Source organism: Photorhabdus sp. CRCIA-P01 (genome assembly GCF_003545805.1).
In the GTDB taxonomy this organism is placed as follows: domain Bacteria; phylum Pseudomonadota; class Gammaproteobacteria; order Enterobacterales; family Enterobacteriaceae; genus Photorhabdus; species Photorhabdus antumapuensis.
This window is the reverse complement of sequence record NZ_NMQR01000024.1, coordinates 26,872-49,801: the sequence shown is the minus strand read 5'-3', so window position 1 is coordinate 49,801 and position 22,930 is coordinate 26,872. Positions and strand designations below refer to the sequence as shown.

General features: G+C 42.0%; 18 protein-coding genes and 1 pseudogene. 11 read left to right on the top strand and 8 right to left on the bottom strand.

Features of this window, described 5'->3' with window-relative positions; translation table 11 throughout:
• Positions 1 to 13 precede the first annotated feature (13 nt).
• Both D3222_RS14845 and D3222_RS14840 read right to left on the bottom strand, forming a co-directional pair.
• A complete protein-coding gene (locus D3222_RS14845; protein WP_118986838.1) occupies positions 14 to 1,021 on the bottom strand; it encodes a Nit6803 family nitrilase in 1,008 nt (335 codons plus the stop codon).
• A 30-nt stretch (positions 1,022 to 1,051) separates the two neighbouring features.
• A complete protein-coding gene (locus D3222_RS14840) occupies positions 1,052 to 1,534 on the bottom strand; it encodes an MSMEG_0572/Sll0783 family nitrogen starvation response protein (RefSeq protein ID WP_118986837.1) in 483 nt (160 codons plus the stop codon).
• 238 nt (positions 1,535 to 1,772) lie between these two features.
• Here D3222_RS14840 and D3222_RS14835 point away from each other — a divergent pair, with 238 nt between their 5' ends.
• On the top strand, positions 1,773 to 3,698 hold the full coding sequence (locus D3222_RS14835) for a sigma 54-interacting transcriptional regulator (protein WP_198672823.1): 1,926 nt from the start codon (positions 1,773 to 1,775) through the stop codon (positions 3,696 to 3,698).
• A gap of 159 nt (positions 3,699 to 3,857) precedes the next feature.
• On the opposite strand, the gene D3222_RS14830 is transcribed toward D3222_RS14835, so the two are convergent.
• The 5 genes from D3222_RS14830 to D3222_RS14805 form a co-directional block, all read right to left on the bottom strand.
• Positions 3,858 to 4,733, bottom strand: a complete 876-nt coding sequence (locus D3222_RS14830; protein ID WP_198672822.1) for a glycerophosphodiester phosphodiesterase family protein — start codon at positions 4,731 to 4,733, stop codon at positions 3,858 to 3,860.
• A 102-nt stretch (positions 4,734 to 4,835) separates the two neighbouring features.
• Positions 4,836 to 5,039, bottom strand: coding sequence for a sigma factor-like helix-turn-helix DNA-binding protein (locus D3222_RS14825; protein ID WP_232832537.1), 204 nt, complete (start codon positions 5,037 to 5,039; stop codon positions 4,836 to 4,838).
• A 1,037-nt stretch (positions 5,040 to 6,076) separates the two neighbouring features.
• Positions 6,077 to 6,412: a type II toxin-antitoxin system YafO family toxin gene (locus D3222_RS14815; protein WP_198672821.1), complete on the bottom strand. Its 336-nt coding sequence runs from the start codon at positions 6,410 to 6,412 to the stop codon at positions 6,077 to 6,079.
• 231 nt (positions 6,413 to 6,643) lie between these two features.
• The gene (locus tag D3222_RS14810; protein ID WP_112878347.1) at positions 6,644 to 6,958 is read right to left on the bottom strand and encodes an antitoxin of toxin-antitoxin stability system; all 315 of its coding nucleotides are present in this window, start codon (positions 6,956 to 6,958) and stop codon (positions 6,644 to 6,646) included.
• Positions 6,959 to 7,548: 590 nt separating this feature from the next.
• A complete protein-coding gene (locus D3222_RS14805; protein WP_232832536.1) occupies positions 7,549 to 9,849 on the bottom strand; it encodes a TonB-dependent hemoglobin/transferrin/lactoferrin family receptor in 2,301 nt (766 codons plus the stop codon).
• A gap of 176 nt (positions 9,850 to 10,025) precedes the next feature.
• Here D3222_RS14805 and dinB point away from each other — a divergent pair, with 176 nt between their 5' ends.
• On the top strand, positions 10,026 to 11,081 hold the full coding sequence (gene dinB, locus D3222_RS14800; RefSeq protein WP_118986867.1) for a DNA polymerase IV: 1,056 nt from the start codon (positions 10,026 to 10,028) through the stop codon (positions 11,079 to 11,081).
• A gap of 36 nt (positions 11,082 to 11,117) precedes the next feature.
• Here dinB and pepD read toward each other — a convergent pair whose 3' ends face one another.
• Positions 11,118 to 12,578 carry a beta-Ala-His dipeptidase gene (gene pepD, locus D3222_RS14795; RefSeq protein WP_118986832.1) on the bottom strand — a complete coding sequence of 487 codons (1,461 nt, stop codon included), beginning with the start codon at positions 12,576 to 12,578 and terminating at the stop codon, positions 11,118 to 11,120.
• A 255-nt stretch (positions 12,579 to 12,833) separates the two neighbouring features.
• Here pepD and gpt point away from each other — a divergent pair, with 255 nt between their 5' ends.
• The 9 genes and pseudogenes from gpt (at position 12,834) to recA (ending at position 22,786) form a co-directional block, all read left to right on the top strand.
• Positions 12,834 to 13,295, top strand: coding sequence for a xanthine phosphoribosyltransferase (gene gpt / locus D3222_RS14790; RefSeq protein ID WP_118986831.1), 462 nt, complete (start codon positions 12,834 to 12,836; stop codon positions 13,293 to 13,295).
• 14 nt (positions 13,296 to 13,309) lie between these two features.
• Positions 13,310 to 14,557: an esterase FrsA gene (gene frsA, locus D3222_RS14785; protein WP_118986830.1), complete on the top strand. Its 1,248-nt coding sequence runs from the start codon at positions 13,310 to 13,312 to the stop codon at positions 14,555 to 14,557.
• Between the two features lie 254 nt (positions 14,558 to 14,811).
• Positions 14,812 to 15,915 carry a glutamate 5-kinase gene (proB, locus tag D3222_RS14780; protein WP_118986866.1) on the top strand — a complete coding sequence of 368 codons (1,104 nt, stop codon included), beginning with the start codon at positions 14,812 to 14,814 and terminating at the stop codon, positions 15,913 to 15,915.
• Positions 15,916 to 15,924: 9 nt separating this feature from the next.
• Entirely contained in the window at positions 15,925 to 17,178 is a 1,254-nt protein-coding gene (gene proA / locus D3222_RS14775; protein WP_118986829.1) for a glutamate-5-semialdehyde dehydrogenase, read from the top strand.
• Positions 17,179 to 17,353: 175 nt separating this feature from the next.
• A complete protein-coding gene (gene aroL / locus D3222_RS14770; protein WP_118986828.1) occupies positions 17,354 to 17,878 on the top strand; it encodes a shikimate kinase AroL in 525 nt (174 codons plus the stop codon).
• A gap of 99 nt (positions 17,879 to 17,977) precedes the next feature.
• Positions 17,978 to 19,867 (top strand): annotated as a pseudogene (aas, locus tag D3222_RS14765) (bifunctional acyl-ACP--phospholipid O-acyltransferase/long-chain-fatty-acid--ACP ligase); the annotation flags it as partial.
• A 62-nt stretch (positions 19,868 to 19,929) separates the two neighbouring features.
• Positions 19,930 to 21,084: a lysophospholipid transporter LplT gene (gene lplT, locus D3222_RS14760; RefSeq protein ID WP_118986865.1), complete on the top strand. Its 1,155-nt coding sequence runs from the start codon at positions 19,930 to 19,932 to the stop codon at positions 21,082 to 21,084.
• Positions 21,085 to 21,109: 25 nt separating this feature from the next.
• Entirely contained in the window at positions 21,110 to 21,613 is a 504-nt protein-coding gene (gene pncC / locus D3222_RS14755; protein WP_118986826.1) for a nicotinamide-nucleotide amidase, read from the top strand.
• Positions 21,614 to 21,718: 105 nt separating this feature from the next.
• A complete protein-coding gene (gene recA / locus D3222_RS14750; RefSeq protein WP_118986825.1) occupies positions 21,719 to 22,786 on the top strand; it encodes a recombinase RecA in 1,068 nt (355 codons plus the stop codon).
• The last annotated feature ends 144 nt before the right edge of the window (positions 22,787 to 22,930 follow it).

Genomic DNA, 22,930 nt, shown 5'->3' with positions numbered 1-22,930 from the left:
CTATCGATTGGGTTTACATCAATACGGTTTCGACATGTTCTTCATTAAATTTTGAGCGCTTTTCGGGATGACTTTGATCGGATGGTTCAACTTTCAGTTCGTGTAATACCTGTGTTGGACGACGATCAATCAATAAACTGAGCAATTCAGGACGACTGTAATGCCCAATCGAATCCATCATGCGTTTGCGTTTATCAATCAGGCTGAAATCCAGATCGGCAATGCAATAACCTTCACCTTGCGTGATCGGTTTAGCCAGGAACTTGCCTTCGGGGGAAACAATGGCGGTAAAACATCCTCCTGAAATTGGACCGATCTCACAGCCAGTATCCTGCATAATTTGTTGTTGTTGTTCGGGATGCAGCCATGCGGTGGCATTGACCACAAAACAGCCAGACTCTAAAGCATGGTGTTGAATGGTTGCGTTGATTTGATCGGCAAAGACTTGTCCTACCAACGAACCAGGAAACATGGAAGCATGAATTTGCTCACCATCTGCCATTAAGGCAAAACGTGCCAACGGGTTGTAATGTTCCCAACATGCCAGCGACCCAATACGTCCCACCGCAGAATTAATGGCACGTAAACCATTGCCATCACCTTGCCCCCACACCATGCGTTCATGGTAAGTTGGGGTAATTTTGCGGCGATGCTGAATGATTGAACCATCGGCATCAAATAACAGTTGGGCGTTATAAATTGTACTGCCCGCACGTTCATTAATGCCAATCGACACCACCATGCTGGCCTCAAGACAGGCTTGACCAATTGCTAAGGTTGCCTCGGAAGGTACAACCACCGATTCATTCAACAGTTTTAAATGTTCTTTACCCATGGCGAATGGCGGTTGTACGAAGGAAAAATAAGGGTAATAAGGCACGACGGTTTCAGGAAAGACTGCAAATTGTACTCCTTGTTTTCCAAGCTCTAAAATAATGTCACAGATTTTTTTTACCGTGGCGGCTTGACTATAAAGCACTGGGCTACATTGTACTGCGGCAGCTTTAATTATTCGGTTCATAACCTTATCCCCCTCATAGTTTATGTTTACTTAGACAGTCCAAGTATCAATGATTAAGGCATTGTCACGACGCATTAGCAGTTTTAAGTCCATCACATCCAGTGGATTAATAGGACGAATCCCTGGAATAAGTGCTTTTTCGGTTTGACCATACATCGCTTGCAATGCAAAACGGCAAGCATAGACTTCGCCACCCTCTTCCATAAAGGCTTTCAACTGATTATTGACGGCTAAGAGACCCGGAAAAGCTTCTGCCCCTAAAGTTGGAAAACCACGTTGTACACCCAACTGCACGCCTGGGCCGTAAAGCAAGATTTTGGTTTCAAAGCCTTTGCGCAATAAACGTTTTGCCTGTAACACATTGACCAGTCCAATTGATCCCTCAAATGCAACAGTATGGAAAGTCACCAATGCTTTTTCACCTGGCAGGGCTTTGACTTCCTCAAACACTTTTTCTTCATAATCAACGAGAAAATCACCATCTTTATATTGTTCGATATCAATGTTTGGCATAGCAGCCTCCTAGTTCAATGTTATTTGGGAATGAACCAACATGTAGTCTAGTCTGACTGTATTAATGCGAGAGTTGTGCCAAGTTATACTTTTTGGCGGAGGTTAATTACTATCAAATTGAAAAATAACATTTAATTTCTATAAAAATATTTTTTTGGAGATAAATTGAACTGCTGGGCAGTTACGATTTTTCGTAGTATTATGAAATTCCATAACTTAAATTATGAAAATTCATAGTATGAATACAACTGACTTTATCTCGGACTGGGTAGTTTCTGAAGATTCGATTCGCCCGTTGGTATTTGAACACACGTCACAGGCATTAATTGTGCTAGACCCACATCAAAACCAGTTTATTGATGTGAATATCAGTGCCACCCAACTATTACGCTATGAACGTCATGAAATTATTCAAAAAACGGTGACTTCCATTTTTGGTCATTTCAGACAACTGCCATACCTTATGGCATTTACCGAAGGCGCTTTGGCAAAAGGTTGGGCCTGGAACAATGAGTTGTATGTCTTTGATAAAAATGGTGAAAAAATCCAGTTGGATATTACTTCCATTTCATTGCCCTATAAAAACAAAACCTTGCTGATATGGTCGCTGGTGGATGTCAAAGATTTAGAGCTGCGCCAACTCAATACAAATGCTGATAAAGTCATTGGCACAGGTTTAAAAGAATCGCAAGCCTTGCAAGAACTGTTTATTGACTCCGACACAGGCAAGCATTTATTACTGAGTTCAGTCGGTGACGGTATTTACAGTATTAACAAACAAGGCTTATGTACCTTTATTAACCCTGTCGGGGCTAAAATGTTGGGACTGCAACCAGAAGATGTATTGAGTGACAATATCCATAGGATTCATCACCATACTCATGAAAATGGCGAACCCTATCCTGAAGAAGAGTGCCCGATTTATGCGGCGGTACATGATGGTATTGTACATGAAGGTATTCAGGAAATTTTTTGGCGCCGTGATGGCAGTTGCTTTCCGGTGGAATTTACCAGTACCCCAGTGATTCGTGACAGTGAAATTATTGGCGCGGTAGTGGTGTTCCGCGATATTACCGATCGGCTGAATACCGAAAGGCAACTGACCCATGCTCTTGAAGAACTGCAAGATTTAAAAAGCCGCCTGGAACAGCAAAATGAATATCTGCAAGAAGAAATTTTACAAGAAAATCAATATCATGAAATTATTGGCAGCAGTGCATCCATTTTACAGATTATTGAAAAAATCGAGGTGGTCGCCTCAACTGATGCCAACGTGATGATTTATGGTGAATCAGGTACAGGCAAAGAACTGATTGCCCGTGCCATTCACCAATCCAGTCACCGTAAACAGCAACCACTTATTCGGGTTAATTGTGCCGCTATTCCTTCGGAACTGTTTGAAAGTGAATTTTTCGGACATGTCAAAGGTGCATTTACTGGGGCTGTGCGTGACCGTGTCGGGCGTTTTGAATTGGCAGACCAAGGCACATTGTTTTTAGATGAAATTGGTGAAATTCCTATCGAGCTACAAAGTAAACTGCTGCGTGTATTGCAAGAAGGCACTTTTGAGCGGGTCGGCGAAGAAAAAACGCGGCTTGTGGATGTGCGGATTATTGCCGCCACTAACCGCAATTTAAAAGAAGAAGTTAAACACAAATGCTTTCGTGAAGACCTGTATTTCCGTTTAAATGTATTCCCGATTTATGCACCTGCCTTACGTGACCGTAAAGAAGATATTCCACTTTTGGTTACACATTTTACTAAGTTGATTTGTGACAAGCGTAAAATTAATTATCTACCATTTTCACAAAAGCATATTTTGGGGCTACAGCAATATGACTGGCCTGGCAATATCCGTGAGCTGCAAAATGTCATTGAACGCGCACTCATTACCGCAAAACAAGGCGCTGTTTCCTTTAAATATTTGCTGGAACAAGATCAACCGCAAAATGAAACTACGCCCCAGAATATTTACAATGAACTTCAACAAATCGAAGACGTGCTGACCATGCAACAGCTGAAAGAGTTGGAAATTAAAAATCTCTCTCTTGCCGTTAAACAATGCAAAGGGAAAATTTTTGGTGATGACGGTGCAGCAAAATTGTTGGGAATGAACCCAACGACATTGATCTCACGTTTAAAGAAATTGGGGGTTGATTACTGAAAATCTCATTTTGAACTTGGAAAATGCGCCTCAGCAGCAAAAACCCGCAAAAAATTGCGGGTTCTGTTTTGTTCTGTCTATATAGGGTTTTATCTGATAGGGAAAAGTGTTCCTTCAACATAATGACTGGGGGAGTTTTTTTCTGGGAATCGCCAATTCTTATTTTGTTTTAAAGGCACTGAACAGCTTGGGAGAATCCACCAGCACACCATCGGCACCGAGCTCTTTAGCCTGTTTGAAATCTTCTTTGGTTTTAATGCCAAATAAAATGATGTTTGCACCACCTTTAGCCCGGAAACACTTCATTGCTTCCTTATCCCATGACAATACTGATTTAGAACGTGCTTCACCGAGAGTATATTTCTCAACAACTTCTACGTTACGGCGCATTTCCAAACCATACCAGCGAGCGGTGTCGGTATTGGTAGGGATGTCACATTGGTGAGCCATTGTGATATTTGCCAGCATGGTGCGGGTTTTATCACGGTTTTCAAAACGCTGAATTGTTGTTGGCAATGCGTTAAGGTAAGTTTCGTTAGTGGAATAGAAACGGGTACGGGCAAGCGCTTTTTGTTTGGTCAGTACTTTTTCTAGTGTTTTGGCTTGCTGTGTTGGGTCTGCATCCGGTGATTTCAGATCAATATAGAAGAAAGTATCTGGATATTTTTTTAAGACTTGTTCCAGTGTTGGAATACCTAACCCTTTATTACGGAATGGATGATCACTATCAGAGCCAAATTTGTAACCGGCATCAAATTTAGCCAACTGACTTGCTTTATAACCAGAAACGAGTCCACTTTTATTGGTCAAGCTATTTAGGTCTGATGGACGATAGAGTACTGGAATACCATCCTTTGAAAGCTGAACAGTGATCCAAATAGCATCGGCTTTATTTTCTAAGGATTTGGAAATTGCGTACTCGGTATTTTCAGGTGCATCGCCTGTACCAGCACGATGAGCGATAATTTGTGGTGTTGTTGCGAAAGCGCTGGCAGAGCAGCAAAGTAGGATTGTAGCGGTAATTCCGTGTCGCATCGTTTTCTCCATAATATCCAATTATAGTTAAATTAAAATAATTAACTTTATTAATGATTTCTTAATGAAATCAATTTTGAATGTAACACGGTTTTTTGAATTTTAAGTGAGAATTTGAATTTTTTTACATTTGTTATGTGCTCGTTGCAAATACTGTTTTACTGAACTGGAAGAAACCTGAAGTTGATTAGCTATTTCGCTATAACGCAGTCCTTGTAGCTGTGCCAGCAAAAAAGCTCTTTTTACTTGGACTGGCAATTTATCAAGAGTGATGGCGAGCTTTTCAAGCTGTTCAAATGTAACCATTGGCTGTCAATGTGGTTTTAAAATCGGGAAAAAAGCGTAAGTGTGTTATGAAAAAACAGATAAAACTTTAATCATTAAAGGTGAAAATCAATGATTAAAGATTTTTTAAATCGGGTAAAAAATTCGATGCTATACTGGCATTGAAAGAGAAAACATCAGAAAAAATGGGTTTTAAATTGATTAATAAGGTGACGAAATAACTGGGTTAACCAAATAACAGGAATATTATATAAAAACATTTAACAGGATTAGCCGCATTAAAAAGTTTTCTCAAAAAAAGATTTTACATTTTTGCATGATTACAAGAGGCTTTCGAAAAATCAAAGATAATTGTTAAAAAAAGCCGATAAGCCTTTTGATTAAACCTGATTGGCAGAAAAAGAGCACAAAAACATTTAGCAGTATTAAAAACTATTAAAGAAATGGGCTTTGATTTTAATACCGGTAATATACCCTTCATCTTTCAAGCTGCTGCTTTGTTGGCTACTTTCACTCACCCCAGTCACATAGTTATCTATGTGACTGGGGATTCGTTCACTTGCCGCCGCGCTGCAACTCGAAATCTATTAGGTATAAAAGACGGCGGCAGATTTAACTATAAGTGCGTTTTTTTAAAAAGGCGTTAATCAAATTTAATCGAAATCCATTAACCATTAACAGAAAATTGAAAATAAATCAGCGAAAAAAATAATATTATCCGAAAAAATATAAAGGGGCATATTTATACCGTCAAGCTATTTACTGGTTGATTTATGAAGATAAAAGAAAGGAGGGTAACTTATGAAAACTGTTTAAAATTGCCAGTAAAACAGCATTGACAAAGATAAAAAGCAAGTATAATTAACGTTGATTAAACGTGAAACACAATATACCATGATGATTAAACTTAATATAAAACAGGTATTAAGAGTAGTAAAAGCAACGATTAAAACCTTATTAAACCAATTAAACCAATTAAACCAATTAAACCAATTAAACCAATTAAATCATCAATCATGAAAAATCGGAGTAACAAATGTTCACTTGTTACCGTCAGACTAGTATTTTTCCCGAAAGCCTTCGGCAATTTTTTCCAGCTCGTTCATTAAATGGATATCCCTGTCCGTTTCAGCTACATCATTGGGCTTGTTGTGATCCCAGTGTTTGATAATCGCGATTAACAGATAGGTGTTGGCGTCGAAAAAACCAAGGCAATAAACCAAAACATAACCACTGGTTCGTTTAAATTGCACCAGTTTGAGTGGAAATCCTTCGTCTTTGAAATGCAGGTGCTGCAATTCAAGGTAAGATCGATTATGCGTAAACCGGTAGGGAACGTCTCGACCAAAGGTAATGGGTAAGCCTTTTCCCTCTTTTATAGGCCCGAAAGTCATCAACCAGTGCCTTGGTTTTCTGTTCGCCTAAAGCCTCTTTTAAAACACTGTGCGTGAATATTCTTATCACCGCAGAGTTTCCTTTTAATTGCTTATTGACTTTTCCGTTATTTTCTTTATTTCATTTTCACTAAGGTGAAAATGATCTGCTGGAGACGAAGGGCGTTGTTCATCACCAGCAGATCACTAAAGATTGGTCGTGTCCTTTCTTCGGAGAGATAGGTCCATATCTTACGACCATTCTTCGTAGTCCCCGGCCATCCCTTCTTTGATTTTTGCAGCCATCTTAGTGGTTATTTTATTCATATTTAGCCCTTCTCCGGTGAAATTGGCCGGGATGCTTTTCAATTCCGTACTTCCCCGTTGTGCATATTCACAAAGTGTGCTCATTTCTTCAAAAAGTGCGGCAGGAACGGCGTAAAACTGGATCTGATTGTTAGATGAAACAGCAATAGCATCTCCCTGGGCTTCTGCCAGTGCTGCACTGGGATTGGATTTAAACTTACTGATAGCTGTTGTGTAGCCACACATGACTTTCTGCAACATGGTAAACCTCCGTTCAGAAAAATTATAAAATATACTAAATATAGGGCTAAATATAGCTCTATATTTAATCTGAAACCAGTATCTTGTAGACCGTTTATCGGCCTATCTTTAGCTGTTTGGCAATCTTTGAGGTTCCCATAGATAAAGAGTTTCAAGAAACCGATTTTAATAACGTTTTCAACCGGGGAATAAACTTTTTCATAAACCGATTAAATCATTAAAAATAGGGGTAACAAAATCCGCAAACAAATGATTTAAATGAATATTAACCAGATTATTTGCGGCATTATTATGTTGCATTTATTATGCAAAACCAACACCTTAAATACGCGGGTTTAAATTTTTTTTACATTGATTTAATCATTCCAATAACGTTGTTTTTCCACGGTTTTGTTTAAACGTTTAAATGCCCGTTTAACCGTTCTGGCTGATTAATCTGCCAGACTTTTACCATCGTTGATGTATTAAAGCATTAGAGAAAACGAATCAGCCGATAACACGCTATCAAGAGTTTCCGATAAAACGAAATTTTAAATGGGTTGGTTAGCAGTCTGAGTTCCCTCAAAAAGAGGGAACTATCAGGTGAGAAATTAGAATTTCTGGGAGATACTGAATTTAATGTTACGCCCAACCCCGGAAACAGATTCACTGAGATATGGGTAATAATCATGATTAAACAGGTTATTTACCGTTACACGGGCTTCAAGACCTTGTTGGAAATCAGGTTGCCAGCTGGCGAACAAACCGTGCAGAACGTAACCTTGGCTTTTAGGTATTGACCAAAGTACCGCCATGGGATCGCCATCTTTAGGCGATCTATCTTGCTTACGGACAAAATCGCCGGTCCAGCCCATAGACATCTGCCATTGAGGGATTTTTATGCCTAACATGGTGTGGGCAGCGGTGGGTGGAATTTCCGCAATCCAGGTTTTTTTACCCCAAGGATCGCGTGGTGAAGCATCCCTCTGACCACGGATAGTTGAGTAAGAAAGTTTTCCAAACAGGTAATCGCTGTCGTAGAAAGTCTCGATTTCCAGCCCCTGAATGGTGTATCCCGGTAAATTACGGTAGTTGGATAAAGGCTTTCCGCAATCCGGTGATTTACACACGACTCCACGACGGACAAATATTTCATCCTTGCCTCTGTTACGGAATAAAGTCGTACGGATTTGCAAACTATCTTGGTCTGCCAGCAGGTTACTGAAATTCAGAATCGCACCGAAGCGTAAACCCGTCACTCTTTCTACATCTAAATTACGGCTGGTGGCCGTGACACTCGCTTGTGCATATTGCATTTCATACTGTTCATCCACGAGTGGCGCACGCCATGTCCGGCTGACATCCGAAAATAGTGACAGGTTTTGTGTTGCTTTCCACATGATACCTAAATGTGGAGACCAGCCGGTATAGGTGACGCTGCTGTAGTCATGGCCTACATTTGGTGAGCTATTATTGTAGATTGCCGCGATATTGGGTTTGCCGGTATTGGTGATATGGTCATAGCGAACACCGGGCGTCACAGTAACGCTGCCGATAATCATTTCATCCTGCAAATAGAAACTACGCGTTTTTTGCTCTCCTGAAGGCATGTAGGTTGGCTGAAAATAACCATAATTATATTCAGGTTTTTTGTCTTTGCTTTTATCATGCATAAGGGTATTACGTTGATTTTTATGCCAACGAGTTCCAACGAGTAATGTGTGTTCTATTGGCCCGGTTATAAAAGCACTTTTGTTATTTATATCTGCTAAGTTATCGACATAGTCGATCCAGCTTTCATTTCCCAATGAACCAATAAAACCGCTGTGGGCTTTTTTAGAGCGCTTATCATGCTGCTCTGTTTTCGAATAGGCATAGGTTACTGTCAGATTAAGTAACGGATTGTCTTCCGGTGCGATATTCCACTTGGCGGTGTAGTTTTGATCTGTCTGATCACGATAAACCAACTTACGGCGCCAGGCTTCATTCCAACCATATTTCTCAACCTCGGCTTCTGACGGGACGACTATTTCATTGCGTTTTGCTGCCCATGGCTGCCAACCAGCAGAATCAGAATGCATAGCAGAAAGTGTCAATGTATGAGTATCATTCAGGTAAAAATTAGTTTTCAGTAAGTAGGATGCCTGATCACTTTTAGAGAAAGCAAAACGGGTACCATCTGGCCGTTTAATGTTGCCGCCATCCCGTTTACTCATATATAACAAGCCGTCGGCAAAGCCTTCTATTGTCCGGCCATAGATTGCGCTGCTATAAATATTTTGGCGGTCATTGGTGTGATAGCTGTATTTCAGTAATCCACCAAAATCTTCTCCAGGCTGTAATAGATCACTTGCATCTTTAGTGACAATTTTAACTGTTCCACCAAATCCGCCATTACCATCAAGTAGATTATGTGGGCCTTTATCGACATCGACTCGTTTGATTAATTCCGGCTCAATAAAGATAGAGCCTTGGCGATATTTCTCGAAGCCTTTCGGTGCGTCATCCAGGGTGACTTTAACGTCTTCTGTATCACCCATTCCCCAGATATTCAGGGTTTGGCCGCCTGGACGAGGCGATCCTGACATAGAAACGCCGGGAAGTTGATCGAGCAGCTCGGCAATATTATCTGCCTGGGTACGTTCAATATCCTCTTTTTTCAATACTGAGCTTCCAGCACTGACGCTATTATTCAATCCGCCAATAACAGAAAGTGTAGAAAGTGTGATCACTTTCTCTGATTTTTCCGGTTTTTCTTTTGCTTTTTGAGCTCCATTTTCCTGTGCAGCCAGATAACCTGGCAGGCCAGTACTCAGTATAATCATGCTCGATAAAGCATAATGAAGGGTACGATTAATTGGCTGTGTCGTCGCTGTAGCTGAGGTTTTTTGTGGTTTCCCGCTATTTTTCATTGTTATAAGCATCCTGGAATATCGTTAAATAGAAAAGTTGCACTTACAGGATAGGCCACTTAACGCAAGGAATCGGGCAGTAAAAAGTTAATAACGGGATTAACTTTTTTTTCTGATTGATCTTAATAATGAATAACTGTATGTTTGTACAGTTTGTGATGATTGGTCAAAGCAAAATGCGAAAGATTATTCATGTGGATATGGATTGTTTCTTTGCCGCTATTGAAATGCGGGATAATCCGTCACTCCGTCATATTCCGGTAGCTGTTGGTGGTGATGCCGATAAACGAGGTGTTATCAGCACGGCTAATTATCCTGCCCGTCGTTTTGGGGTACGTAGTGCAATGTCCACTGCAATGGCGCTGAAACTGTGCCCTCAACTCAAAGTTCTTCCGGGGCGTATGGCACTGTATAGGGAGGTTTCCCGGCATATCCATCAGATATTTTCTCGTTATACCGAGTGGATAGAGCCTCTGTCATTGGATGAAGCTTATCTGGATGTCACTGATAGCCACCATTGTTATGGATCTGCCACACTTATCGCCCATGAAATCCGTAAATCCATTTTTGATGAACTGCAACTGACGGCATCGGCTGGTATTGCTCCGGTAAAATTTCTGGCAAAAATCGCTTCTGATATTAATAAACCGAATGGGCAATATGTGATTTCACCTGATCAAGTGTCTGAGTTTGTTAAAACTTTACCTCTGAAAAAAATTCCTGGTGTTGGCAAAGTCATGGTGCAACGGCTGGCTAATATGGGGTTGGAAACCTGTGCTGATGTACGAAAATATGACGTCATTGTTTTGGTGAAACAGTTGGGGAAATTTGGTCAGGTACTTTGGGATCGTTGTCACGGTATTGATGAACGATTGGTGAATCCAGACCGTCTGCGAAAATCAATTGGTGTGGAGCGGACACTTGCGAGGGATATTCATCAATGGGAACAGTGCACTGAACTTATAGAAAGTTTATATCTGGAATTAGAAAAACGATTGAGTAATGTTAAACCTGATCTGCGGATTGCCCGTCAGGGGGTTAAGCTGAAATTTGATGATTTTCAACTGACAACTCAGGAACATGTTCATCCACTATTGGATAAACCGGATTTACTCCAACTGGCCCAGAAAACATGGACATCTCGCCGGGAAGGGCGTGGCGTTCGTTTAGTGGGCCTGCACGTGACTTTGCTGGATCCAGAAATTGATCGGCAACTGTCGCTTGAATGGTAGTTCCCCCGCGACGATATCGGAGCAGGGGAGATTTGATTAAGACTTTTCAGGAATAGCTTTCAGGACTGCGGTCAATAGTTTCCAATATTGTCCAACACTTTTGATGTGAACCTGTTCGTCAGGGGAGTGAGCACCTGTGATAGTTGGCCCGATAGAGACCATATCCATATCAGGATAAGGTTTCTTAAATAGACCACATTCCAGCCCTGCGTGGATCACCATAATATTGGGTGTTTTATCGAACAACTGTTGATAAGTTTCACGTACCAGGTGCATCACCGGAGAATTTGCATCCGGCTGCCAGCCTGGGTAATCGCCTTTGGCAGTAATTTCAGCGCTTGATAGTTTGGCCAGGGAACCGAGCATACCTATAATATAGGATTTGCCGCTGTCGATAAGCGAACGGATCAGACAAATAATATTGACTTTATCCTGTTCCATCGCCACAACGCCCACGTTGAGCGAAGTTTCTACTACGCCTTTGATGATGTCACTCATACGGATAACACCGTTGGGTGTACTGTTCAGCAATGAGATAAAACGGTTCTGGCAATCATCCGTCAGTGCTTGAAGATCGGTTTCAACCTCTTCCAGCAATACAGTCAGGTTTTTCTCGACCATGACATATTCATTTTTCAGGATCCCCAGGTATTTATCTTTCAGTTGAGTCAGCCGTGCTGCTTTATCGGCGGGTATGGCGACAATAACATGGCCTTCACGTGGAATGGCATTACGCAGAGTACCGCCTTGGAAGTCAAGCAGTTTTAGCCCCAATTCCTGAGTATGGGCGGCAAGGAAGCGTGCCAGTAGTTTGTTGGCATTACCCAGTCCTAAATGAATATCACAACCGGAATGCCCGCCCTTTAGACCTTTGATTATCAGTTTTACTGTTTTGTAGTTAGCCGGAACAGCTTCACGAGTCAATGCTAAAGTGGTGGTAAAATCGATACCTCCAGCACAACCCATGTAGATTTCCCCTTCTTCCTCTGAATCGGTATTGATTAAGATATCCGCTTGCAGCCAGTCCGGTTGTAGGCCAAAAGCACCATCCATTCCGGCTTCTTCCGTCATGGTTAATAAAACTTCTAGCGGGCCATGTTTTACATTGTCATCAGCCAATACAGCCAACGCTGATGCCAGGCCAATACCATTATCGGCCCCCAGTGTTGTACCTTGTGCGGTAACCCATTCACCATCAATATAAGGACGGATAGGATCTTTAATGAAATCGTGCACTGTATCGCTGTTTTTCTGCGGCACCATATCAAGATGTGCTTGCAGAACAACCGCTTTACGATTTTCCAACCCTTTACTGGGGGGCTTTCTGATCAGAATATTGCTGACTTGATCACGTTCAACGTGCAACTCTTTTTCTTGCGCCCATTGAACAATGTGGGTTGCCAGGGCTTCTTCATGGTAAGAAGGGTGAGGAATAGAGCAGATTTTGGCAAAGATGTCCCATAGAGGTTGAGGGGATAATTGTGATAGTTCTGACACGACGAATCTCCTATGACTGCATCTCAATTAAGGTGGAAATACTACTCTCTACCTGAGAAGTAGTTTTTATATGATGAGCGCTTAACGCCATGATGTTATTGGGCTCAGAATACCACTTTACTTTTGTTAAGAATAATACGATTCATCGATTCCCTGTTTCCGCTAGTTTTTACAGACCTAAGTCACTATAATTCGCGCAACTTTTTCTGCGAGATGCTTTTCTAAAGTATTTTTAAGTTGTCGGGATCGATTTTTATGAGCGAAAAATATGTCGTAACTTGGGATATGTTGCAAATACATGCCCGTAAATTGGCACAACGTTTACTCCCTGTCGAACAGTGGAAAGGTATCATTGCCGTTAGCCGGGGTGGTCTTGTACCTGGGGCGCTTTTGGCGCGAGAATTGGGTATCCGTCATGTAGATACAGTCTGTGTTTCCAGCTATGACCATAATAATCAACGTGAGCTACAAGTTCTGAAAAAAGCAGAAGGTGATGGTGAAGGTTTCATCGTTGTGGATGATCTGGTTGATACCGGAGGAACCGCTCAAGCCATCCGTGAAATGTATCCAAAAGCCCATTTTGTGACTATTTTTGCAAAACCGGCAGGCCGACCTCTGGTTGATGATTATATTGTTGATATTCCTCAAGATACTTGGATCGAACAACCCTGGGATATGGGAGTAGTATTCGTTCCACCAATTTGTGAAGGTAAATAAGATCAGCATTTGTTATGGCAAACCAGAACCTTTCAGAATCACTTTTTAAGCCAAGACAAAAACATCAGGAAACTTCCACGCTGGTAAAACACCGCCATCCCAGGTTAATTGCGGGTAATTACAGTACATTGGATGGTAATAGTCATGGTGGTTGGTATCGTATGATTAACCGGCTGATGTGGATTTGGCGCGGCATTGATCCGTTTGAAATAGAAGAAGTGTTGTGCCGGATTGCCATGACAAACGCTCAGCGCAGTGATGATAATTTACTGGATACTGTGGTTGGGTATCGTAAAGGTAACTGGATTTTTGAATGGTCACATCAGGCAATGTTATGGCAACAGAAAGCATTACAAGCAGAACAGACCCTAGAAGCGGGTAGTTTCTGGTTGAAAGCGGCTAATTTGTATAGCATTGCCGGTTATCCCCATCTTAAAGGGGATGAATTGTCTCAACAAGCCGTTGTTTTAGCCAATAAAGCTTATGAAAATGCGGCTCGTTGCTTTGACTATCAGTTGAGGAAAATAGAGTTCAAACTGAAAGACGGTGGTTGTGTGACCGGCTTCCTTCATCTGCCTCAGCAATTGCAAAGGCCCTCTCCAACTATTTTGGTTTGTGGCAGCTTAGATAATTTGCAAAATGATTATTATCGGTTATTCCGTGATTACCTGGCGCCGCTTGGATTTGCTATGTTAACGGTAGATATGCCTTCGATGGGTTACTCTTCACGCCTGAGGCTGACACAGGATACCTGTATTCTCCATCAACAAATAATCCATCAACTGGCTGAAATTCCCTGGATTGATCACACCAGAATTGGCTTGTTTGGTTTTCGCTTTGGCGCCAATATTGCCGTCCGGTTGGCCTATTTGGAATCTAAACGTATCAAAGGTGTTGCGACTCTTGGTGCTATCGTTCATGAGTGGCTTAGTAGCGTTGAACATCAACAAAGTTCACCTTCGATGTATCTTGATATGTTTGCTAGCAGATTGGGTATTTATAATGTGGATGAAAATGCATTTCGCCTCGAACTCGGTTGTTACTCCCTTAAAAAACAAGGTTTGTTAGGCCGGCGTTGTTCCGTTCCTATGCTAGCGGGTTACTGGCAGAATGATATTTTCAGCCCGAAAGAAGAATCCAGGCTGATAGCAATGTCATCAATGGAGAGTAAATTACTGGCTATTCCGACAACGCCTGTTTATAGCAGTTTCAATAAAGCGTTACAGGAAATTAGCAGGTGGTTGAAAAATAAAATCTGTTAATAGAGTTTCTATTACCTATTGATTTTTTAAATACTTTACAGGATTTTTACCCATGTCTTATCGGTGCTGTTGATTCTTTCGAATTAAAATTGACATTTTATAAAGATTTCAAGTAGTTTCGAATGAAGTAAATAGCATGGGTTTGTTTTGAACTCCTATTTTTTCAATTTAGCATTATGCCTGTTGGCATAACGCTTCTCTCCTGTTAAAACTGAGCACTGTTTTTTTAATTTAAATCTAATGGCAAAAATATGATGAATAGCAGCCAAACATTGGTTGTGAAACTGGGGACGAGTGTACTGACAGGCGGCTCTCGTCGCCTGAACCGAGCTCATATTGTAGAACTGGTAAGGCAATGTGCACAGCAGCATGAAAAAGGTCATCGCATTATTATTGTGACTTCCGGTGCTATTGCGGCAGGGAGGGAGCATTTGGGCTATCCGGATCTACCAGCAACGATCGCATCCAAGCAATTGCTGGCGGCGGTCGGTCAAAGTCGGTTGATTCAGTTATGGGAGCAGCTCTTTTCTATTTATGGTATCCATATTGGGCAAATGTTACTGACTCGAGCGGATTTAGAAGATCGCGAACGTTTTTTAAATGCCAGAGATACCTTACATGCTTTACTTGATAATCGCATTGTGCCTGTAATTAATGAAAATGATGCGGTTGCGACAGCGGAAATTAAAGTTGGTGATAATGATAATTTATCTGCGCTAGCAGCCATTCTGGGGGGAGCAGATAAATTGCTATTGCTGACGGATATTGAAGGGCTGTATACCGCTGATCCGCGTAGCAATCCAGACGCAAAACTTATCCCGGAAGTTTATGACATCAGTGATGAATTACGTATGGTTGCTGGTGATAGCGTTTCTGGCTTAGGGACGGGGGGAATGGCAACTAAACTTCAGGCTGCGGGGATTGCAGGTCGCGCTGGTATTGATGTCATTATTGCCGCGGGTAATAAACTTGGTGTTATCTCTAATGTCATTGAAGGTAATCCAACAGGTACTCGCTTTCATGGGTTGGAAAGCCCGATGGAAAATCGCAAGCGTTGGATTTTTGGCGCCCCTCCGGCGGGTGAAATTATTGTTGATCATGGTGCTGAAACCGCAATCTGCGAAAAAGGCAGTTCTCTATTACCGAAAGGGATTAAAAATATTAAAGGTGATTTCTCCCGTGGAGAGGTTATCCGCATTCGTAGTCTGTCTGGTAAGGATTTGGCGCATGGTGTTTGCCGTTATAACAGTGATGCTCTACGTTTGATTGCAGGCCACCATTCACAACAGATAAGCCAAATCCTCGGTTATGAATATGGTGCTGTTGCGGTTCATCGTGACGACATGATCGTGAGTTAAGGATTCATAATGTTAGAACAAATGGGAAAGGCTGCCAGGGAAGCTGCATGGCAACTGGCACAGCTAAGTACAAAACAGAAAAATCAGGCATTAATCCACATTGCAGATTTACTAGAGCAGGAAAGTGCAATCATTCTTGAAGCTAATCAGCTTGATATGATTCAGGCCCGTGAACAGGGCATGAACGAAGCATTGTTGGACCGTCTGTTATTGACGCCAGAACGTTTGATAGCGATAGCGAATGATGTTCGTCAGGTATGCCGTTTATCTGACCCGGTAGGGCAAGTCATTGATGGCAGTTTGCTTGACAGTGGCTTAAGGTTGGAGCGTCGCCGTGTACCACTAGGTGTGGTCGGGGTGATTTATGAAGCACGCCCTAATGTCACCGTCGACGTTGCATCTCTGTGCTTGAAAACCGGTAATGCGGTTATTTTGCGCGGTGGTAAAGAGACTCACAATACTAATCAAGCGACAGCGAAAGTCATTCAGCAGGCACTTGAACAGAGCGGATTACCTACCGCAGCAGTACAAGCGATAGATAAACCGGATCGTGAGTTAGTCATTCAGCTACTGAAAATGGATCGCTATGTGGATATGTTGATTCCACGTGGTGGTGCAGGGTTGCATAAGCTGTGCCGTGAGCAATCGACTATTCCAGTTATTACGGGTGGAATTGGCGTTTGTCATACTTTTGTCGATGAAAGTGCTGATTTTGATAAGGCATTAACTATAATCACTAATGCTAAGGTGCAACGTCCAAGTGCCTGTAACTCCTTGGAAACTTTGCTGGTACATCAGAAGATTGCGGCTGATTTTCTGCCCGTATTGAGCAAGAGCATGAAAGAGCAGGGGGTTACTCTGCATGCGGGTAAATCAGCAATGGCATTTTTGAAAGATGGGCCGGCTAAGGTCGTGGATATCACAGAAGCAGATTACCGTGATGAGTGGTTATCTCTGGATATGAATGTGGAAATTGTCAGTGATATGGGGCAGGCCATTGATCATATTCGGACATACGGTACCGCCCATTCTGATGCTATTTTGACTCAATCTTTGCACAATGCTGACTATTTTGTTCGTCAGGTTGATTCTGCCGCGGTTTATGTGAATGCTAGCACTCGCTTTACTGATGGTGGTCAGTTTGGCCTGGGGGCTGAAGTTGCCGTTAGCACGCAGAAACTGCATTCCCGTGGCCCAATGGGATTAGATGCGCTGACTACGTATAAATGGATTGGTTATGGAGATGATTTAATCCGTAATTAATTTGTTTATTGTTACCCCGGAAGCGTATCTGATTATATTGAAGTTTCGATAAGATCATGCTTTGGGGTAGCTTTTACCGTATATATTAACTTTTGATTTTACGTTGATGTAAAGTTCTGGTTACTATAGGCGTTAATATATTTTTAACGATGAAATTTACCAAGGATATCAGGCAGTGAACCAAATATTGTTTATTGTAGGTGCACGTGGAGCAGGAAAAACGACGGTTGGAAAATTATTGGCCAATGAATTATCGTACACATTTATTGACACTGATCACCATATCCAACAAACCAGCAATATGACCATTGCGGATATTGTTAACCAGCAAGGGTGGCAACAATTTCGGCAATTAGAAAGTCAAGCTTTACAACAAGTTAGTCAAAGAAATCACGTTATTTCCACCGGTGGAGGGATCATTCTTTCCGCTGAAAATCGCCAATATATGCGACAAAATGGCATGGTGATTTATCTTCAAGCTTCAGCGAGCATCTTGGCCGAACGATTAATGCAGCAACCAGAAAATACCCAACGCCCTAGTTTAACGGGAAAATCTATTGTTGAAGAAATGGAAGAAGTGCTTGCTGCCAGAGAAAATCTCTACTGTGAGTGTGCAAATCATATTATTAATGCGCAATTTTCACCGGAAAAAATTACAACTTATGTGAAAGAAATTATTCTCTCTGGGATAGTCTCCTGACACTATTTTAGTATTTTTTATAAAGAAATAAGAATATTACAGTGTCGAATGATAAATAGTATCTTCTATTTATTTCTTCAAATGGGTTGGGATACGAATATGTTATTTAAATTTCTAAGGTTTGTTTTTCGTTTAATGTTTCGTTTAACAATAGAAGGAGATATTAAACAATTTAACCACCCCAAATGCCTTATCACACCTAATCATGTCTCTTTTCTTGATGGTGTTTTGCTAACACTTTTCTTGCCTGTCAGGCCAGTATTTGCTGTCTATTCCAACATCGCAAATCGTGGTTTTATGAAACTAGTAAGGCGCTATGTTGAAATAGTTCCCTTAGACCCAATAAATCCAATGGCGGTCAGGATACTGGTTAAGGAAATAGAAAAAGGACGACCAATAGTTGTTTTTCCAGAGGGGAGAATTACCGTTACCGGTTCTTTGATGAAAATCTATGATGGGGCAGCTTTTATTGCGGCGATATCCGAAGCCGTTGTGGTTCCTGTTCGCCTTGAAGGATTAGAAAGAACCCTATTCAGCCGATTAAAAGGTATTTTCAAACTTCACCTTTTTCCGAAGGTGACAATGAAAATCCTGCCTGCGACACGATTGCCGATACCGGATGCGTCTAGTTCGGAGCGACGTCGTCGTTTAGCCGGTGAGCGTTTGCATGAAATAATGATGAGTGCCCGAATGGCGACTCGGCCGCAAGAAACAATATTTGAATCTTTACTGGTTGCACGAAAACAATTTGGTCGTTTTAAGCCCTGTATTGAAGATGTTTCTTTTAAAGAAGACAGTTATAACAGTCTGCTTAAAAAAGTACTGGGTGCTAGCCGTATTTTGCAGCGTTTTACCCGCCAGGGGGAACGGATTGGTTTTCTTTTACCCAATGCCACTATTCTGATAGCTGCGATATTCGGGGCATCTTTGAGGGGAAGAATACCGGCTTTACTAAACTATACAGCCGGCAGTCATGGATTAAAGAATGCGGTCGCCGTCGCCAGTGTTAAAACTATTGTGACTTCTCGGCAGTTTCTAAAAAAGGAGCAATTAACTCATTTATCGGAGCAGGTCACTGAGGTTAATTGGGTTTATCTTGAGGATTTTGAAGGTACAGTGACTTTTCTGGATAAATTATGGATCTTGTGGCACCTCTTTTTTCCGAAGCAAGCGATGGTGACACAAAAACCAGATGATGATGCTTTGGTGCTATTTACGTCCGGTTCAGAAGCTGTATTAAAAGGTGTAGTTCACAGTCATGCTAGTTTGTTAGCCAATGTGGAACAGATAAAAACCATTACTGATTTCAATCCACTTGACCGTTTTATGTCTTCTTTACCGCTATTTCATGCATTTGGGTTGACTGTTGGCTTATTCACTCCGTTGTTGTCTGGTAGCCGGATATTTCTTTACCCAAACCCATTGCATTATCGGGTAGTGCCAGAACTGGTATATGAACATAACTGTACCGTATTATTGGGCACATCCACTTTCCTGGAGAATTATGCCTATTTTGCTCATCCATATGATTTTGCACGCCTTCGCTGTGTTATAGCCGGTGTTGGAAAGCTCGCTGAAAATACTAAACAGATTTGGCAAGACAAATTCGGCATTCGCATTTTAGAAGGATATGGCATGACAGAATGCGCGCCAGTCATTGCATTGAATGTGCCGATGATGGCTAAGGTCGGTACTGTTGGGCGGATTTTGCCAGCAATGGAATCCCGTTTAATTCCAGTAGCAGGAATTAAGGCGGGGGGGCGTTTGCAGCTACGTGGCCCGAATATGATGAAAGGGTATCTGAGAATTGAAGATCCAAATCATTTAGAACCACCCGCGGCAAAAGATAAGTATGGGAATATTCAGTTTGATTGGTTCGATACTGGAGACATGGTTTCAATTGATGAACAGGGATTCTGTACTATTCTTGGTCGGGGGAAACGTTTTGCCCAACTGTCAGACGAAAGCGTGTCACTGAAAATAGCGGAAGCTGAACAGGAATAATCATCGTGAATACATCCTCCGTTGTTCAACCGCTATTAACCCGTGGCATGAAAGCCGTATTGGTGTCACAGTTTTTTTCGGCTTTTGCCGATAATGCGCTGTTGTTTGCGATCTTGGCACAGTTGAAAGCTCAGTTTTATCCTGACTGGAGCCAGCCAATATTACAGATAGTGTTTGTCTTGGCATATATCCTATTGGCGCCTTTTGTGGGGCAAATTGCCGATCGTTTCCCGAAAGATCGTGTGATGTTGTTTGCTAATAGTCTCAAGTTGTTGGGCGCATTTGCTATCTGCCTGGGATATGATCCATTTCTGGGTTATGCCTTGGTGGGAGTGGGGGCTGCATCATATTCACCGGCTAAATACGGAATCTTGGTTGAACTGACCGATGGCGATCGTTTAGTAAAGGCTAATGGTTTGATGGAGGCTTCAACGATAATTGCTATTCTTACGGGCTCTGTTGCTGGCGGTTTTTTGTCTGATTGGAACTTGGCTGTCGCACTGCTTGTTTGTGCGTTGATGTATGGTATCGCTGTTGTCGCTAATTGCTTTATCCCTCGATTATCGGCCATACGTCGGGATAAGGGCTGGAATCTGAAAAAGATGCTGACAGACTTTGCTTCATCTTGTTGTATTCTTTGGCATAACAAAGGAGCTCGATTTTCCTTAATTGGCACAAGTCTGTTCTGGGGAGCGGGTATAACACTGAGATTCCTATTAGTCTTATGGGTACCTGTTGTGCTGGGAGTTTCTGACAATAGCACGCCGACAATACTTAATGTGATGGTTGCTGTCGGCATTATTATTGGTGCAGGTGCTGCTGCCCGTTTCATCACCCTGAAAACAGTCCACCGTTGTATGCCCGCTGGCGTTTTAATCGGCGTGATGGTGGTCATTTTTGCTGTTCAGCAAAGTATTTGGGCTTCCTACGTCTTATTAATCATTCTCGGTATTTTTGGCGGTTTGTTTATTGTTCCACTGAATGCATTATTGCAGGAAAGTGGCAGACAAACGATTGGGGCCGGTTATGCAATCGCAGTACAGAATTTGGGTGAGAATATCGCTATGTTATTGATGCTTGGCCTGTACTCATTGGTGATTAAAATAGGCGTCCCGGTTGTTACAACAGGGATAGGCTTTGGTACTCTGTTGGCGTTGACAATCATGAGTTTGTGGATTTGGAACCGGTTTCAAAGAAATTGATCTTTTACCGGATAAAGAGTGTGTTATGAATGAAAAAATTCTGATTCAGCTTAGTATTGAACTGGGAGAGAAACTGAGACAGCAAAAACTGTGGGTGACTTGTGCTGAATCTTGCACTGGTGGCTGGTTGGCGAAAACGATTTCAGATATTGCGGGTAGCTCTGCTTATTTTGACCGAAGTTTTGTGACATACAGTAATAAAGCTAAGCATCAGATGCTGGGTGTATCAGAAGCCGTTTTACAGCAATATGGCGCTGTCAGTGAACAGGTTGTGAGAGAGATGGCCGCAGGGGCACTGAAAGCAGCACAGGCGGATCTAGCGGTTTCGGTCAGTGGCATTGCCGGGCCTGATGGGGGCAGCGAAGAAAAACCTGTTGGTACAGTATGGTTTGGGTTTGCATATCGAACGGTAAATGGGGTAGAAGTTGTGTCCCGCCATTGTTGTTTTAACGGTGATCGGAATGAAGTACGCCTTCAATCTGTCATTTATTCTCTGAAAACATTGTTATCAGAGATTATAAAAAATTAGCTTGATGCTGTATGATTATACAGTATAATTGTTGGCGACATTTTGGTATTAAAAATTATTCATCGGCAGTGAGAGAACCCTTTCATTGCTTACGAGGGAGTAAAAATGGCTATTGATGAAAATAAACAAAAAGCACTGGCAGCGGCACTGGGTCAAATTGAAAAACAGTTTGGTAAAGGTTCCATCATGCGTCTGGGCGAAGACCGTTCAATGGACGTTGAAACTATCTCCACGGGTTCATTGTCACTGGATATTGCATTAGGTGCTGGTGGCCTGCCGATGGGGCGTATTGTTGAAATTTATGGCCCGGAATCTTCTGGCAAGACAACACTGACATTACAGGTTATTGCCGCGGCACAGCGTGAAGGTAAAACCTGTGCGTTTATTGATGCTGAACACGCCCTTGATCCTGTTTATGCGAAGAAACTGGGTGTTGATATTGATAATCTGCTGTGTTCTCAACCCGATACGGGGGAACAGGCTCTTGAGATCTGTGATGCGTTGACACGTTCCGGCGCTGTTGATGTCATTATCGTAGACTCCGTTGCTGCTTTAACACCAAAAGCCGAAATAGAAGGGGAAATTGGTGATTCTCATATGGGGCTGGCAGCTCGAATGATGAGTCAGGCAATGCGCAAACTGGCCGGTAACTTGAAAAGCTCCAATACATTGTTGATCTTTATCAACCAGATTCGTATGAAAATTGGTGTCATGTTCGGTAACCCTGAAACAACCACCGGTGGTAACGCGCTGAAATTCTATGCTTCTGTTCGTCTGGATATTCGCCGCATTGGTTCTGTGAAAAATGGCGAAGAGGTCGTTGGTAGCGAGACCCGTGTTAAGGTGGTAAAAAACAAAGTGGCAGCGCCATTTAAGCAAGCAGAATTCCAGATTATGTATGGCGAAGGCATTAACACTTATGGTGAATTAATCGATTTAGGTGTGAAGCATAAACTGGTGGAAAAAGCAGGCGCATGGTACAGCTATAATGGCGATAAAATTGGTCAAGGCAAAGCGAATGCTACCATCTACCTGAAAGAACATCTTGAAATTGCTACTGAGCTGGATAAAAAATTACGTGAAATGCTGTTGCACAATGCCGGCGAGTTCAATAGTGCTGCTTCTGATTATGAAGATAATGAAAACGAAGAGATGAATAACGAAGAATTCTAATCTAATAATATCGATAGTCTGTATTCTTGTATTAAAGCTGTAAAAGTTTTGTCATCAAACTTATACCGCGTTAATAATGACGCGGTTTCTTCTCTCAGAAAGCGAGTATTATCCATATTATGCGATCATGCTTTCAGAAAATAC